This window comes from Aquincola agrisoli (genome assembly GCF_036621135.1).
Classification (GTDB): domain Bacteria; phylum Pseudomonadota; class Gammaproteobacteria; order Burkholderiales; family Burkholderiaceae_C; genus Aquincola; species Aquincola agrisoli.
In genome coordinates, this window is sequence record NZ_JAZIBG010000038.1 from 72,019 (window position 1) to 86,742 (window position 14,724).

15 protein-coding genes are annotated in these 14,724 nt (G+C 73.1%); 7 read left to right on the plus strand and 8 right to left on the minus strand.

All coding sequences use genetic code 11. The features are described from left to right. Positions 1-74: 74 nt before the first annotated feature. Positions 75-2,816, plus strand: coding sequence for a winged helix-turn-helix domain-containing protein (locus tag V4F39_RS20280; RefSeq protein ID WP_332291714.1), 2,742 nt, complete (start codon positions 75-77; stop codon positions 2,814-2,816). 31 nt (positions 2,817-2,847) lie between these two features. On the opposite strand, the gene V4F39_RS20285 is transcribed toward V4F39_RS20280, so the two are convergent. Further along, on the minus strand, positions 2,848-3,123 hold the full coding sequence (locus V4F39_RS20285) for a DUF2277 domain-containing protein (RefSeq protein ID WP_332291715.1): 276 nt from the start codon (positions 3,121-3,123) through the stop codon (positions 2,848-2,850). Positions 3,124-3,141: 18 nt separating this feature from the next. Beyond that, positions 3,142-3,576, minus strand: a complete 435-nt coding sequence (locus V4F39_RS20290) for a cupin domain-containing protein (RefSeq protein ID WP_332291716.1) — start codon at positions 3,574-3,576, stop codon at positions 3,142-3,144. 213 nt (positions 3,577-3,789) lie between these two features. Between V4F39_RS20290 and V4F39_RS20295 the strand changes: the two genes are divergently transcribed. Further along, positions 3,790-4,533 carry a hemerythrin domain-containing protein gene (locus tag V4F39_RS20295; RefSeq protein WP_332291717.1) on the plus strand — a complete coding sequence of 248 codons (744 nt, stop codon included), beginning with the start codon at positions 3,790-3,792 and terminating at the stop codon, positions 4,531-4,533. Beyond that, positions 4,530-5,480: a cytochrome c gene (locus V4F39_RS20300; protein WP_332291718.1), complete on the plus strand. Its 951-nt coding sequence runs from the start codon at positions 4,530-4,532 to the stop codon at positions 5,478-5,480. The genes V4F39_RS20295 and V4F39_RS20300 overlap by 4 nt, the downstream gene beginning before the upstream one ends. Positions 5,481-5,497: 17 nt before the next feature. Here V4F39_RS20300 and V4F39_RS20305 read toward each other — a convergent pair whose 3' ends face one another. From V4F39_RS20305 to V4F39_RS20320, 4 genes are all read right to left on the minus strand, one after another. Next, positions 5,498-6,862, minus strand: coding sequence for a mechanosensitive ion channel family protein (locus V4F39_RS20305; protein ID WP_332291719.1), 1,365 nt, complete (start codon positions 6,860-6,862; stop codon positions 5,498-5,500). 65 nt (positions 6,863-6,927) lie between these two features. Beyond that, positions 6,928-7,350, minus strand: a complete 423-nt coding sequence (gene vapC / locus V4F39_RS27225) for a type II toxin-antitoxin system VapC family toxin (protein WP_378235170.1) — start codon at positions 7,348-7,350, stop codon at positions 6,928-6,930. Beyond that, complete coding sequence (locus tag V4F39_RS20315; RefSeq protein ID WP_332291721.1) at positions 7,347-7,550, minus strand: type II toxin-antitoxin system VapB family antitoxin; 204 nt, start codon at positions 7,548-7,550, stop codon at positions 7,347-7,349. Before V4F39_RS20315 ends, vapC begins: the two co-directional genes overlap by 4 nt. 98 nt (positions 7,551-7,648) lie before the next feature. Next, a complete protein-coding gene (locus tag V4F39_RS20320; RefSeq protein WP_332291722.1) occupies positions 7,649-8,593 on the minus strand; it encodes a histone deacetylase family protein in 945 nt (314 codons plus the stop codon). 40 nt (positions 8,594-8,633) lie between these two features. Here V4F39_RS20320 and V4F39_RS20325 point away from each other — a divergent pair, with 40 nt between their 5' ends. The 4 genes from V4F39_RS20325 to mltB are packed head-to-tail and all read left to right on the plus strand — an operon-like array spanning position 8,634 to position 13,723. Beyond that, complete coding sequence (locus V4F39_RS20325; RefSeq protein ID WP_332291723.1) at positions 8,634-9,560, plus strand: AAA family ATPase; 927 nt, start codon at positions 8,634-8,636, stop codon at positions 9,558-9,560. 26 nt (positions 9,561-9,586) lie between these two features. Beyond that, positions 9,587-10,558, plus strand: coding sequence for a DUF58 domain-containing protein (locus V4F39_RS20330; protein WP_332291724.1), 972 nt, complete (start codon positions 9,587-9,589; stop codon positions 10,556-10,558). Beyond that, entirely contained in the window at positions 10,555-12,612 is a 2,058-nt protein-coding gene (locus V4F39_RS20335; protein WP_332291725.1) for a transglutaminase TgpA family protein, read from the plus strand. The genes V4F39_RS20330 and V4F39_RS20335 overlap by 4 nt, the downstream gene beginning before the upstream one ends. A 7-nt stretch (positions 12,613-12,619) precedes the next feature. Further along, positions 12,620-13,723: a lytic murein transglycosylase B gene (gene mltB, locus V4F39_RS20340; RefSeq protein WP_332291726.1), complete on the plus strand. Its 1,104-nt coding sequence runs from the start codon at positions 12,620-12,622 to the stop codon at positions 13,721-13,723. A gap of 15 nt (positions 13,724-13,738) precedes the next feature. On the opposite strand, the gene V4F39_RS20345 is transcribed toward mltB, so the two are convergent. Further along, positions 13,739-14,101: a hypothetical protein gene (locus tag V4F39_RS20345; RefSeq protein WP_332291727.1), complete on the minus strand. Its 363-nt coding sequence runs from the start codon at positions 14,099-14,101 to the stop codon at positions 13,739-13,741. 16 nt (positions 14,102-14,117) lie between these two features. Beyond that, positions 14,118-14,724 (minus strand): effector protein Tle3 domain-containing protein (locus tag V4F39_RS20350; protein WP_332291728.1); only part of this gene is annotated, 607 nt, incomplete at its 5' end.

Genomic DNA, 14,724 nt, shown 5'->3' on the forward strand with positions numbered 1-14,724 from the left:
GCCTGGCCCGGCGGCCACGCTGCGCGGCACAATTCTGGCAACGGCCTGCAGCACCGGCCGGCAGTACCACCGCGATGACGTTCGCCCGCACCAAGATCCAGCCTCCAAGGCTGCGCAACGGCGCGCTGGTGGAGCGTCGCGGGCTGGAGGCCCGCCTCGGCGAGGCGCTGCTGTCGCACCGGCTGGTGCTGGTGTGCGCCGCCGCCGGCTACGGCAAGACGGCCGCCCTCGCCCGCCAGATCGAACGGCTGCCCACGGGCACGGCCCACGCCTGGATCGCGCTCGACGAGGGCGACGACCTGCACCGGCTGCTCGGCTGCCTGGCCGCGGCGCTCGAACCCTACGACCCACCCTGGCGCGTCGCGCCCGAGGCGCTGATCGCGCAGGCCACCAGCACCGACGCCCGCCAGCGCCAGACCGCGGCCGCGGAGCTGCTGAACACGCTCGACGCCTGCGAGGTGCCGCACGGCGTCATCGTGCTCGACGACCTGCATCGCGTCGACGACGAGGCGGTGTTCGGCTTCCTCGACCTGCTGATCCGCCGCCTGGGGCCGCGCTGGACGATGGCCGTCGCTTCGCGCAGCCAGCCCCCGCTCACGCTGGCGCGCCTGCGCGCGGCCGGGGAACTGGTGCACATCGGCCAGGCCGAGCTGCAGATGGACCGCGACGAGGTGCGCGCGCTGGCGGCCACGACCGGGCTCGACGCCGGCGAGGCCGATGCGCTGCACCAGCGCACGCAGGGCTGGGCAGCGGGCCTGCGGCTCGCGCTGAGCGCGATGCACGAGCGCGGCAGCGTGCTGCGCCGTGCCACGCTCGACCGCCACGCCTTCGAGTTCATCGCTACCGAGGTACTCGACGGGCTGCCGCCGCCGCTGCGCGACTTCCTGCTGCAGACCTCGGTGCTGCCCGAACTGACGGCCGCACGCACCGCGGCCGTCACCGGCCTGCCGCTGGCCGAGGCCGCCGCGATGCTCGACGACATCGAGCGCCGCGGCCTCTTCGTCAGCGTGCTCGACGCCGAGGCGCCCACCGAGGATGACGCGCCCTTCACGCTGAAGCTGCACGACCTGTTCCGCGACGCGCTCGACCACCGGCTGCACCGCGAGCGCCCCCAGGACGTGGCCGCCCTGCTCGAGCGCGCCGCCGCCACCGAACCCGACGCCACGCGGCGCATCGGCCTGCTGCTGCGCGCCGGCCGCCATGCCGAGGCCGCGCAGGTGCTGCTGGCGATCGGCCCCGGCGAACTGGCCGAGGGCGCGGTGGCCAGCATGGCGCGGCTGGTGGCGCAGTTCCCGGCCGAATGGGCGATCGGCTCGCCCGAGCTGCAGCGCATGCGCGGGCTGGTGGCCTGGGCGCGCTGGGACTTCGCCGAGATGCTGGACGCGATGCGCCAGGCCGAATCGGCCTACGAAGCGCGCGGCGACGTGCCCGGCCAGCAGGCCACGCAGGCCTACCAGGCGCTGGCGCTCAACGCCTTCGGCCGCATGCACGAGGCGGGCCAGCGCCTGTCGGTGCTGCGGCGCGAGGCGCTGGCGCCGGACGTGCGCATCGCCGTGCTGGTGGCCTGCTCGTGGCATGCGCTCGAAGTGGGTGCGCTGCACCGCGTGGGGCCGGTGCTCGACGAACTGATGGACCTGCTGCAGCGCGACAGCCGCATGGCCTCGTGGTACCACTGCATGCCGCTGCCGCGCTTCAACGGCCTGCGCGGCACCGCCGTGCCGCTGCAGCGCTACGCCGACGGTGCGCAGCGCGTGGCCGGCGACACGCCCACCCCCTTGCGCGCCAGCGCGATGGTGCAGCACGGCTGGCGGCGGCTGTGGCAAGGCCGGCTCGACGAGGCCGAGGACGCGTGGCGCCGCGGGGTGGCCGATGCCGCCTGGGTCGGCAACCCCGTCAACGTGCGCCAGCACCTGCAGGCGCTGGCCGCGGTGCTGCATGCCGTACGCGGGCGCCGGGCCGAGGCGCTGGCGATCGCGCGTACGCGCATCGAGGAGATCGCCGCCCACCGCAACGCCTGGAGCCATGCGCAGCTGCTGTTCCAGGTGGCGCGCGTCGCCGTGCTGTGCGACGATCTCGCGCTGCTGTCGTCGTGCCTGCGCCGCCTGCCCGATGCGCCGCAGCACGTGCCGCTGCGGGGCCACGCGGCCCGGCTGCAGGGCCGGCTCGACGACGCCATCGCGCACTGGCAGCAGGCGCTGCAGCAGGAGGAGCGGATCGACCTCGTCGGCCAGGCCGCGGAGACGCGGCTGCACCTGGCCCAGGCGCTGGCCGCCGGCGGCCACCCGGTGCAGGCCGCCGCGGTGCTGGCACCGGTGTTCGCGCGGGTCGACGAGGAAGGCGAGCCCGGCGGCGTGCTGCTGGCCGGCGGGCCGGTGGCGGCGCTGGCGGCGGTCGACTGGCAGCACATGCTGCCCGCCGCCCGCCAGGCGGCGCTGCGCACCTGGGCGCGCCTGCTGCAGGCCGCCGCACCCGGCCCCGAGCCGCCCCCGCAGATCGTGCTGCCGACGGCACCGACGGTGCCGGCCCGGGCCCACCCACCCGTCGAGGAGGACGGCGAGGACGACGGGGATCCCGAAGCGGCGTCGGTCTCGGCGCACCCCCGCCTCGCCCGCCTGTCGCTCAGCCCGCGCGAGCGCGAGGTGCTGGCGCGCATCGCCAACGGCGACAGCAACAAGCTGATCGCCCGCGCCTTCGACCTCAGCCCGCACACCGTGAAACGCCACGTCGCGAACCTGCTCGACAAGCTGGGCGTCGATTCGCGCGGCCAGGCCGCGGCGTGGTACCGCGGCGAACCACGGGATCCGCGGGCGGATTAGCGCCCGGGCGGGTGCCGCGGCCGGCGCAGGCTCAGCGGCCCGTGCCGAAGCGCTCCGCCGACCGCTCCCGCGCCTTGGCGGCCTCGACCTCGCGGTTGCGCGGCTCGGCGCTGGTCACCATCGAGCGGATGAGCCGGCGCGCGGCCTCGGCCACCTCCTCCACCGCCCGCTCGAACGCCGCCTCGTTCGCCTTGGACGGCACCGAGAAGCCGCTGAGCTTGCGCACGAACTGCAGCGACGCGTCGCGGATCTCCAGCTCGGTGGCAGGCGGCTCGAAGTTGAAGAGGGTCTTGATGTTGCGGCACATCGGCATGCTCCTTCGGAATCAGCCGGCCTCGGGCGCGGCCGGGCCGGGCCGGTAGGGTTCCACCAGGTCCTGCTCGGCCGGATGGTTGCGGGCGACCACCGCGCGGGCCGGCTCGTCGGCGCTCAGGTTGATCGCCTCGTGGGGCACGCCGGCCGGGATGAACAGGAACTCGCCGGGCCGGCTCACGACGTCATGCTCGAGTTCATGCCCCCAGCGGGTGCGCACCGTGCCCTCCAGCACGTAGATGCCGGTCTCGTAGCCGATGTGGACGTGCGGCTCCGCCCGCGCGCCCGGCGGGATGACGACGAGGTGCATCGACAGGCCGGTGGCGCCCACGGTCTGGCCGGAGATCCCGACGAAGTAGGGCAGCCGCTGCCGGGTCATCACCTCCGCGCCGGGGCGGATCGGCTGCACCGTGGGTGCCGCGGGCAGGGTGGGAGAGGAGTCATTCATCGCCGGACCTCCGTTCGTGCCGCACATCGGCGGCGCGGCCGGCAAGATACACCGGCCGGTCATCCCTCGCGCGGCGCGCCATCCCCCCAACGGGTTGGCCCGCCGCGATGGGCCCATGGCTCCTTCGGTCGATGCGCCGGCGCGCCGGGCTCGGCAGACTGCGGAGCAGGTCGGCACGGTCGCCGGCCAGCTCTTTTCGAAGGTTGTTTCCCGATGAGCACGCAGTTCGCCCCCGCCTCCGCTTCCGCCCTGCAAGACGCCCCCGCCGCACGGCGCGTCGACCTCTACGCCGGCATCCACAAGGCCTTGCGCCGTGCGATGGCCGACACCCTGGTCCGCCTGGGCCAGCTCGACACCGCCGACGCCGCCGAGATGCAGCGCACGCTCGGGCAGACCGAGGCGCTGCTCGCGTTGATGCGAAGCCACCTGCGCCACGAGAACGACTTCATCCACACCGCCATCGAGGCCCGCCGCGCCGCCGGCGCCCGCCGCACCGCCGACGACCACCTGGAGCACCTGGGCTCGATCGCCACGCTCGAGGCCGAGGTGCGCACGCTGGCTGGCGCGCAGCCGCCGATGCGTCCGCTGCTGGCGCTGCGCCTGTACCGGCATTTCGCGCTGTTCGTGGCCGAGAACCTGCAGCACATGCACATCGAGGAGACGGCCAACAACGCCGCGCTCTGGTCGCTGTACGACGACGACGAGCTGAACGCGCTGCACGACCGGCTGGTCGCCAGCATCCCGCCCGCGGAAATGATGGAGGTGCTGCACTGGATGGGCCCCGCGCTCGCCCCGCACGAACTGGCCGGCCTGCTCGGCGACATGCAGCGCAAGGCGCCGCCGGGCGCCTTCCAGGCGGTGCTCGACCTGCTGCGCCCGCTGATCGAACCGGGCCGCTGGGTGCGCCTCGCAGCCGGACTGGGCCTGGCGGGCGCGCGCACGCGGAGCGCGGCGTGAGCGCCGCCCGGCCGCCCCAGGACGCCGGCACCGCGGCGGCCACGAAGCCCCGCCGCCGCTGGCTGCGCCGCGGTGCGGCGGCGCTGGCCGGCACGGCGGTCCTGCTGGCCGCCACCGCCGCAGCCGGGCACTGGATGGCAGGCGAGCGCATGCACCGCCGCGTCGACGTGCCGCCACCGCCGCCGCTGGCGCTGCGCACCGATGCGCAGGCCATCGAGCGCGGGCGCTACCTCTATGCGTCGCGGGGCTGCGTCGACTGCCACGGCGCCAACGGCGCCGGCCGCACCTTCCTCGACGAGCCGGGCGGCCTCAAGGTCATCGGCCCCAACATCACGCCGGGGCCGGGCAGCGCCGTGGCGCACTACGGCGTGCAGGACTGGGTGCGCACGCTGCGCCACGGCGTCAAGCCCGACGGCACGCCGGTGCTGATCATGCCCAGCGAGGACTACAACCGCCTCACCGACGACGACGTGGGCGCGCTGATCGCCTATGTCCGGCAGCTGCCCCCGCTGGCGGGCGCCAGCGCGGTGGTGTCGCTGCCGCTGCCGGTGCGGGTGCTCTACGGCTTCGGCGCCATCCCCGACGCCGCCGCCAAGATCGACCACGCCGCGCCGCCCCCCGCCCCGGTGCCGGAGGGCGTCACCCGGGAGCACGGCGCCTACGTCGCCAACATGTGCCTGGGCTGCCACGGCCCGCAGCTCGCCGGTGGCAAGGTGCCCGGCGGCCCGCCCGACTGGCCCGCGGCGGCCGACCTGACCGGTGGCGACGCCGGGCCGATGGCGGCCTACCCGACCGCGGACTCGCTGCTGAAGATGTTCAGGACCGGCCTGCGGCCCGATGGCACGCCCGTGAAGGTGATGCCCTTCGAATCGCTGCGCGAGATGAGCGACACCGACGTGCGGGCGCTGCACGTCTACCTGCGCGGGCTGCCGGCGGCGCGCAGCTGAGCGCGGGCCCGGCGCGCTCAGGCTGCGGGCGGGCCCGGTGCGGCCGGCGGCGCCGGCACGGCCGCATCCCTCGGCCGCACCTCGTGCACCACCTGCTGCGGATAAGGGATCTCGATCCCCAATGAATCCAGCGTGCGCAGCACGGCCAGGTTGACGTTGCTGCGCACGCCGCCCAGGCCGTTGTGCGGATCGCGGATCCAGAAGCCGATCGTCAGCTCGATGCCGTTGGCCGCGAAGTCGGTCAGCGCCACCGAAGGCGCGGGATCGGACAGCACGCGGTCGATGCCGCCCACCACCGCCACGAGCTGGGGGATCAGCGCGTCGATGTCGGTGCCGTAGGCCACCTGCACCACCGTGTTGCCGCTGACGCGGGTGTCGCTCATCGTGAGGCTGACCACCCGCTGGGTGATCATCATCTCGTTCGGCACGATCGACTCGCGGCCGTTGAGCGCACGGATCACGGTGTAGCGCGTGCTGATGTCGGTGATGCGGCCCTCGAAGCCGTCGACCACCACCATGTCGCCGATGCGCAGGCTGTTCTCCGCCAGCAGCACGAAGCCCGAGACGTAGTTGGCCGCCAGCTTCTGCAGGCCCAGGCCGATGCCCACGCCGATCGCGCCGCCGAAGACCGACAGCGCCGCCAGCGGGATGCCGGCCGCCGAGAGCGCGCACAGCAGCCCGACGATCAGCAGCAGCGCGCGCGTGGCATTGGCGGCGATCTTGCGCAGCGACACGTTGCCGGCGAAGCCCGCGGTGCCGATGCCCGCCAGCAGCCGCGACTCGAGCGCCGCCGACAGCCACAGCGCGAGCACCAGCACCACCACCGCGCTCAGCACGCCCTCGATCACGCTGCGCAGCGTGAGCTGCGAGCCGCCGACCGTCCAGGTGACCGCTTCCAGCTCCGCCAGCACCACCGGCAGCAGCCCCGTCAGCCACAGCACCAGGCACAGCCATACCAGCCACGACAACCAGCGCTCGACGATGCGCACCGCCTGGGATTGCGGGAAGGCCGCGCGCATCACGCGCACGCCCACGCGGATGACGACCAGCGAGACGAGCACCGGCACCGCGAGGTTCAGCAGCAGCCGCGGCGTGCCGTCCTGCGCCAGCAGCTGCCGCGCCGAGAACACGGCAGCCAGTGCCAACACCGGGAACAGCACGCCGTCGATCAGCCGTGCACCGAACCAGATGCTCCCTGGGCGACCAGCTTGGCCGGTCTGGCCGCGCAGCAGCCAGACAACGAGGCCGGCCAGGCCGAGGCAGGCGGCGAGCAGTGCGAGTTCGACCAGTGCGGCGGGGCGAAGCAGCGCCTCGAACCAGGCGTGCAGGCTGCTGGCGGGGACGGTGGAGGCGGCGGAAGCCGCGGGGGTGGCGGGCGTCAAGCGGTGGCCTCGAGGAACAGGTTTTGAGTCATGGGGTGTGCGGGGCCGGACGCAGGGATCGGGCGTTACCGCTTCGGCCGCGCCTTCGCCGGCCACACGCACAGCGGGCAATGCTTGGCCGCATGCATGAAGTCCTTGTCCGTCGTGAGAAGCGTGAGGTCGTGCCGAATGGCGAGTTGCGCAAGCAGAGCATCAACGGTGCCCATCTGAACGCCTGCTCGACGACATGTATTCCTCAAGTTGGCTGCGCCAATGTGATCGTCTCGATCTGGCTGGAGCAGTGGCAAGGCGGCGAATCTTTCGACGATCTGGGCCTGGGCTTTTGTGCCAGAGAAACCCTGCAGGAGCTCTTGCAGAACCAGGCCCGTCGTGACGACGACATCGGCCCCGAACAAGGCATCTTTGAGTTCCTGGACCTCGGGTTCGGTAGCTTCTACGTCGCGGCGAAGGGCCAGGGACCAGACGCTCGTATCCACGAGCAGTGTCATTTGCCGCGGGACCGTTCGGCCTTGTAGTCGAACGATGGGTCCCACTCCAGCTTGCCCAGCAGATCGGCGACGCGCCGTTGCTCCCGGCGAGCGATGAATTCCTGCAAGGCTTTCGTGACTGCAGCCTTCTTCGTGCGCTCTCCGCTGACTTGAACGGCACGTTCGAGAAGACTGGGATCGATTGCGAGATTGGTGGCCATGTGCGACTCCTTGTGCGGGAGTCTACACACCTGTAGCGAGGCAAGTTGGTGCGACCCAGGCTGCACTTGGGTACCGATAGTGCCTCCGCGGTTTCACCTCACCCATCCACGCCCGCCAGCACCCGCAGATGCGCCGCCACGCTGCGGGCCAGCGCCTGGAGGTTGTAGCCCCCCTCCAGGCACGACACGATGCGGCCCTTGGCGTGCCGCTTCGCCAGGTCGACCAGCTTCCAGGTGATCCAGGCGTAGTCGGCCTCCACCAGGCCCATCTGGCCCAGTTCGTCGTCACGATGCGCATCGAAGCCGGCCGAGACGAAGACCATCTCCGGCTTGAAGGCCTCCAGCCTCGGCATCCACATCGCCTCGATCAGCTCGCGCACCTCCATGCCCTTGGTGTAGGCCGGCACCGGCACGTTGACCATGTTGGTGCCCTTGGGCACGGCGCCGCTGTGCGGGTATAGCGGATGCTGGAAGAAGCTGCACATCAGGATGCGGTCGTCGCCCGCGACGATGTCCTCGGTGCCGTTGCCGTGGTGCACGTCGAAGTCGACGATCGCCACCCGCTGCAGCCCGCGGCGATCGAGCGCATGCCGTGCGGCCACGGCCACGTTGTTGAAGAAGCAGAAGCCCATGGCCTCGTCGCGCGTGGCGTGGTGGCCAGGCGGGCGCACCGCGCAGAAGGCGTTGTCCACGTCGCCGTCGATCACCGCGTCGGTGGCGGCCACCGCGGCGCCGGCGGCGCGCAGCATCGCGGCCCAGGTGCCGGCGCAGGCGCTGGTGTCGGGGTCGAAGGCATGGCGCTCGCCGCTCCCGGCGGCCAGCGTGCCGAGCAGGTCGGCGATGTGGCGCACGTAGCCGGCCGTGTGCGCCAGCTGGACGTCGGCCAGGTCGACGACCGGCGCGTCGCGCGGCTCCAGCAGCGCATCGAGCCCGGTGGCCAGCAGGTGGTCCGCGATCGCGTCCAGCCGCTCGGGGCACTCGGGGTGCCATTGCCCCATCTCGTGCCCCTTGCATTCGGAATGGCTGTAGAAGGCGGTGGTCATCGGCAAAAGGGGCGGATGCTTTTTGGGATAAGGTGCGCGGATGGCCTTGGACACCACGCAGCAACTCCAGAAACTCGCAGACCAGATTAGCACGATCATCGTCGGCAAACGGACGCAGATCGAGGACTGCCTGGCCTGCCTGCTGGCCGGCGGCCACCTGCTGATCGAGGACGTTCCCGGCGTCGGCAAGACGACGCTCGCACACGCCCTCGCCGTCTCGCTGGGGCTGCATTTCTCGCGCGTGCAGTTCACCGCCGACCTGATGCCGAGCGACCTCGTCGGCGTGAGCGTGTTCGAGCGCTCGAAGGAGGCCTTCGTCTTCCATCCGGGCCCGGTGTTCGCCCAGGTGCTGCTCGCCGACGAGATCAACCGCGCCGGCCCCAAGACGCAGAGCGCCCTGCTCGAGGCGATGGAGGAGCACCAGGTGACGGTCGAGAACCAGACCCGGCCGCTGCCGAAGCCCTTCTTCGTGATCGCCACGCAGAACCCGACCGACCAGCTGGGCACCTACCCGCTGCCCGAGAGCCAGCTCGACCGCTTCCTGATGCGCATCACGCTCGGCTACCCCGACCGCGCCAGCGAGCGCGCGCTGCTGGCCGGCGAGGACCGCCGCAGCGCGATCACGCGGCTCGAACCGGTGATGACGCCGGCGGACCTGATCGCCGCGCAGCAGGCGGTGCTGCGGGTGCACGCATCCGACGCGCTGCTCGACTACCTGCAGGCATTGATCGCGGCGACGCGCTCGGGACAGTGGTTCGTCGAGGGGCTGTCGCCGCGGGCCGCGCTGGCGGTGCTGCGCGCGGCCAAGGCCCACGCGCTGATCGGCGGCCGCAGCCACGTCGCGCCCGACGACGTGCAGGCCATCCTCGCGCAGTCCATCGCGCACCGGCTGTTGCCGGTGGCGGGCGCCGGGCGGGGCAGCGCCGAGCAGGTGCGCGCGATGGTCGAGGCCGTGCCGCTGCCCTGACGCACCGGCCCCCCCAGATGTACCCGATGTGGGCCGCCCTCCGCACGCGCGTGAAGGCCTGGTGGCAGGCACGCCACCCGCGCACCGACCGCTGGGTGCTGACCCAGCGCAACATCTACATCCTGCCGACCCGGGCCGGGCTGGCCTTCGGCGTCACGCTCGCGGTGATGCTGCTGGCCTCCATCAACTACCAGCTCAACCTCGGCTACATCCTCACCTTCCTGCTCGCCGGGGCGGGCTTCGCGTCGCTGCACATCACCCATGCCACGCTGCGCGGGCTGACGCTGCACCTGCGGCCGGTGGCGCCCTGCTTCGCGGGCGAGCCGGCGCGCATCGACGTGGTGGCCGAAAGCCCCGGCCGGCAGCGCCACGGCATCGGCGTGGGCTTCGACGCCCGGGCGCAGCGCGACCAGCAGGTATGGGTCGACGTGCCGGCGCTCGGCCAGGCGACGGCCGTGCTGCGCTTCGTGCCGCCGCGCCGCGGCAGCCACCCGGTGCCCGCGCTGCGCGCGGAGACGCGCTTCCCGTTCGGCCTCTTCAAGGCCTGGACCGTGTGGCGGCCGGCCGCGCAGGCACTGGCCTGGCCGGCCCCCGAGCACCCGCCCGCCCCGCTGCCGCCCGCACAACCGCTGGCCGGCCCCGGCGCCGCGATGCGCCAGCGCGACGGGGGGGAGTTCGACGGCGTGCGCGCCTACCGCCGCGGCGACGCGCTGCGCAGCGTCGTCTGGAAGAAGGCCGCGCGCACCGGCGAGCTGGTGACGCGCGAGAACAGCGGCGCCGCCTCGCGCGAGCTGTGGCTGGACTGGCAGCTGGCCGGCGCCCAGGGCGCGGAAGCACGGCTGTCGCGCCTGGCCGCCTGGGTGCTGGCCGCCGAAGGCGCTGGCGTGCTGCACGGCCTGCGGCTGCCGGGCGTGGAACTGCCTCCCGGCCAGGGCGACGCCCACCGGCTGAAGGCGCTGCAGGCGCTGGCGACGTGGTCGGAGGCCAGCGCGCGATGACCACCGCCCGGCCCCGCAGCGCGCCGCGTTGGCCCGCCCTCGGCCACCTGCCGCGCGACGCGCGCGACGTGCTCTTCCTGCTGGCCGTGATCGGCTGGACCATCCTGCCGCACCTGCCGCACGTGCCGCTGTGGTGCGGCCTGCTCGCCGCCGCGGTGCTGGCCGGGCGCGCGCTGCTGGCGGTGCGCTCCGCCCCGCTGCCGAGCCGCTGGCTGCTGGCGGCGCTGCTCGCGCTGGCGATCGGCCTCACGCTCAACAGCCACCGCACGCTGCTCGGCAAGGAGGCGGGCGTCACGCTGCTGGTGGTGCTGATGGTGTTGAAGACGCTGGAGCTGCGCGCGCGGCGCGATGCGCTGGTGGTGTTCTTCCTCGGCTTCTTCCTGGTGCTGACGAACTTCCTGTATTCGCAGTCGCTGCCGGTGGCGGCCGCGATGATCGTCTCCGTCTGGGGGCTGCTGACGGCGCTGGTGCTCGCGCACATGCCGGTCGGCCAGCCGGCGCTGCGCGAGGCGGGGCGGCTCGCCGCCCGCACCACGCTGCTCGGCGTGCCGGTCATGGTGCTGCTGTTCCTGCTGTTCCCGCGCATGGGGCCGCTGTGGGCGCTGCCGCAGGACGCGGCCGGGCGCACCGGCCTGTCGGGCACCCTCACGCTGGGCGGGGTGGCCGAGGTGGCGAACGACGAGAGCATCGCCTTCCGCGTGCGCTTCCGGGGGCCGGTGCCGGACACCTCGCGCCTGTACTGGCGCGGGCCGGTGCTCAGCAGCTTCGATGGCCGGGAGTGGCACCGGCTGCGGCGCGGCATGTTCGGCGGCGGCCCGCCGGCCGAGCTGCGCACGCGCGGCGCGCCCGTGGCCTACGAGATGACGCTGGAGCCGTCGCGCCTGCCGCTGCTGCCGCTGCTGGAGGCCACCCCGGCCGGCAGTGCGGGCGCCCCCGTCATCGACGGCTGGCGAACGCTGCAGCGCCACGACCTCGAATGGACCACCGAGCGCCCGGTGATGGACCGGCTGCGCTTCACCGCGCAGGCCTGGCCCGACTTCGAGCACGGCCCGCGCGAGGCGGTCATCAGCCTGCAGGACCACCTCTCGCTGCCCGCCGGCTACAACCCGCGCACGCTGGCCTGGGCAGCGGCGCTGCGCAACGATCCGCGCTACCTGCGGGCCGATGCGGCCACGCTCACCGGCGCCGTGCTCCAGCACATCCGCGCCGGCGGCTACACCTACACGCTGGCGCCGGGCGTGTACGGCGACGACAGCGGCCGCCACGCCATCGACGAGTTCTGGCTCGACCGCAAGCTCGGCTTCTGCGAGCACTTCGCCACCGCCTTCGTCGTCGTGATGCGGGCGCTCGACGTGCCGGCACGGGTGGTCACCGGCTACCAGGGCGCCGATCCCGTCCTGCAGGACGGCTACGTCGTCGTGCGGCAGAGCTACGCCCATGCATGGGCCGAGGTCTGGCAGGCCGGGCGCGGCTGGGTGCGGGTCGATCCCACCGCGGCCGTGGCGCCCGACCGTGTCGACCGCAGCCAGCCGCTGCGCCCGCCGCCCGGCCTGGTGGCCGGTGCGCTCGCGGGCATGAGCCCGGCCCTGATGGCGCAGTGGCGCAACGCATGGGAGCTGGTCAACAACCGGTGGAACCAGTGGGTGCTGAACTACTCGCGCGCACAGCAATTCGACCTGCTGCAGCGGCTGGGCGTGCAGGCGCCGCGCTGGGAGGACCTGGCGCTGCTGCTGGTCGTGCTGGCCAGCACGGCAGCGCTCGCGGGCGCCGCGTGGGCGCTCTGGGACCGCCAGCGCCGCGACCCGTGGGAACGCCTGCAGGCCCGCGTGCGGCAGCGCCTGGCCGCGCTCGGGGTGCGGGCCGCGCCGCACGAGGGGCCGCGCACGCTGGCGGGCCGGGTCCGGCAGCAGTTGGGCGCGCGCGGCGAGCCCGTGGCCGCGGCGATGGAAGCGCTGGACGCACTGCGCTATGGCCGCGACGCTGCCCGCCGGCCCAGTCCCGCCTGGTGGCGCGCGTTCACGCGCGCGGCGGCCGCCGCGCAGCGGCCGGGATAATGGGCGCATGAGTTCCCGTCCCCTGCGCGCCCCCTGGCTGATGCTGGCCGCCTCGCTGACCTTGACGATGCCGTTGGCCGCCCACGCCACGCAGCCGGCGAAGAAGCCCAAGACCGCCGCGGCCAAGGCCCGCAGCGACAGCGCCCCGGACATCGTCACCTACGGCCGCCGCGACGACGTGATGGCCTTCGCGGACGACACCGCACAGCGCCACGGGCTGGACGCCGCCTGGGTGCGCGAGCAACTGGCCGGCGCGCGCTACCTGCCCTCGGTGGCGCGGCTCATCATGCCGCCGCCGGCCGGCACCGCGAAGAACTGGGCCGCCTACCGGTCGCGGTTCATCGAGCCGGAGCGCATCGCCGCCGGCCTGCGCTTTTGGCTGACGCACGAAGCGGCGCTGGCGCGTGCCGAGGCGCAGTACGGCGTGCCGGCGCAGATCGTCGTCGGCATCATCGGCGTCGAGACCTTCTACGGCCGGGTGACCGGCAACTTCCGCGTGCTGGATGCGCTGGCCACGCTGGCGTTCGACTTTCCCACCGGCCGCAAGGACCGCACGCCGTTCTTCCGCGGCGAGCTGGAGGAGCTGATCCGATGGTGCGCAGGCGGCGGCTGCGATCCGCAGGCCCTGCGCGGCTCGTATGCGGGCGCGATCGGCCTGCCGCAGTTCATGCCGGGCAGCATCAACCGCCATGCGGTGGACTTCGACGGCGACGGCCGCATCGACCTCCTCCGCAGCCCCGAGGACGCCATCGGCAGCGTCGCGCACTACCTCGCCAACTTCGGCTGGCAGCGCGGCATGCCGACCCACTACGACGTGGCGCCCCCCTCGGAGACCACCCCGCGCGCCATGCTGCTTGCGCCCGACATCGTGCCCAGCTTCACCGCGGCGCAGATGCTCGAGCAGGGCGCGGTGCTCGGCGAGGACGCCCAGCGCCACCCCGGGCCGCTGGCGCTGGTCGAGCTGCAGAACGGCGATGCCGCGCCCTCCTACGTGGCGGGCACGGCCAACTTCTACGCGGTGACGCGCTACAACTGGTCGAGCTACTACGCGCTGGCGGTGATCGACCTCGGCAGCGCGATCGCGGCAGCGCACCGGGCGGCGACACGCTGAGGGCGGCCGGGGCGCCTACCGGCGCATGCCGATGCCAACCTCGATCAGCATGTCCTGCTGCTTGATCGGCGCGCAGCTGAGCAGCGTGACCTTGCCAGTGGGAGTCACACCCTCGAACACCTCTTGGGTCGACAGCGTGATCCGGTAAGCAGCGCCCGGCATGGGCGCCTTGCGCAATCCATCGCCGAAGGGAATCGTCTGGCTGACAGGCTCGTGGCAAGCCTTGTCGGGGTAGCGCGTGCGAAGGATGGGCGTCTGCGGTTCCTCGATGGCGGGTTGCGGCGGCGTGCCCCTGGGCGTTGTCCGGCTGGCACAACCCGACAGGAGCAAACCGGAACCGACAGTCACGGTGATGGCAAGGTGCAGGAGTGTGTTCATGGATGCCTCGCTTGGGTCAGTAGTCCACCGCCCGATCCGCCTGACGGGGCCAGGCGGGATCGGTGGGGAGCGTTGGCGGCAGGGGGCCGGGCTCGGGCAGCGCGCCCTCGTCGTTGTCGAGGAAGTACGGATCGCTCAGCTTCCAGTCCGCCAGCGTCTTCAGGTAGCGCCAGAAGCGGGCGTCGGTGTGGCACTGGTTGACACCCAGCGCCAGATCCCAGGCCATCACGCCGCGCACGATGAACTCGTGCTGCGGCAAGGTGCTGTGGTCGGACAGGTTGTGCTCGCGGGCCTGCAGGAGCGCGGCGCCGTCCTCCACGCTGGCATACACCGGCACCTGCGTGGTCTGGTCGCTGTACGGATCGCGCTCGGTGCGCCAGCCGGTGATCGCCAGGCGGGGGTGGAACACCTGCTTGTAGGCGAGGATGTCGCGCAGGCCTTCGCCGCTCAGCGGGTCGATGCGGTCCCGCCCCTGGTCGAACCGTGTAAGGCGGCCCTGCCATCCCCGAAGGGCCGGCCAGTGCTCTTCGACATCCGCCCGCAGCGCCGCATCGATGTACCAGGGCAGGCTGGGCGCGCCGATGTACACCTCCGCCTCGTTGGCCGTGGGCGGTGCGTACAGC

What these genes read in the sequence shown, in the direction of transcription:
- V4F39_RS20285 (WP_332291715.1), bottom strand. Translation starts at nt 3,123, where the DNA reads ATGTGCCGCAACATCAAGACCCTCTTCAACTTCGAGCCGCCTGCCACC.
- V4F39_RS20280 (WP_332291714.1), top strand. Translation starts at nt 75, where the DNA reads ATGACGTTCGCCCGCACCAAGATCCAGCCTCCAAGGCTGCGCAACGGC.
- V4F39_RS20335 (WP_332291725.1), top strand. Translation starts at nt 10,555, where the DNA reads ATGACCACCGCCCGGCCCCGCAGCGCGCCGCGTTGGCCCGCCCTCGGC.
- V4F39_RS20345 (WP_332291727.1), bottom strand. Translation starts at nt 14,101, where the DNA reads ATGAACACACTCCTGCACCTTGCCATCACCGTGACTGTCGGTTCCGGT.
- V4F39_RS20315 (WP_332291721.1), bottom strand. Translation starts at nt 7,550, where the DNA reads ATGGCCACCAATCTCGCAATCGATCCCAGTCTTCTCGAACGTGCCGTT.
- V4F39_RS20330 (WP_332291724.1), top strand. Translation starts at nt 9,587, where the DNA reads ATGTGGGCCGCCCTCCGCACGCGCGTGAAGGCCTGGTGGCAGGCACGC.
- vapC (WP_378235170.1), bottom strand. Translation starts at nt 7,350, where the DNA reads ATGACACTGCTCGTGGATACGAGCGTCTGGTCCCTGGCCCTTCGCCGC.
- mltB (WP_332291726.1), top strand. Translation starts at nt 12,620, where the DNA reads ATGAGTTCCCGTCCCCTGCGCGCCCCCTGGCTGATGCTGGCCGCCTCG.
- V4F39_RS20325 (WP_332291723.1), top strand. Translation starts at nt 8,634, where the DNA reads ATGGCCTTGGACACCACGCAGCAACTCCAGAAACTCGCAGACCAGATT.
- V4F39_RS20290 (WP_332291716.1), bottom strand. Translation starts at nt 3,576, where the DNA reads ATGAATGACTCCTCTCCCACCCTGCCCGCGGCACCCACGGTGCAGCCG.
- V4F39_RS20320 (WP_332291722.1), bottom strand. Translation starts at nt 8,593, where the DNA reads ATGACCACCGCCTTCTACAGCCATTCCGAATGCAAGGGGCACGAGATG.
- V4F39_RS20295 (WP_332291717.1), top strand. Translation starts at nt 3,790, where the DNA reads ATGAGCACGCAGTTCGCCCCCGCCTCCGCTTCCGCCCTGCAAGACGCC.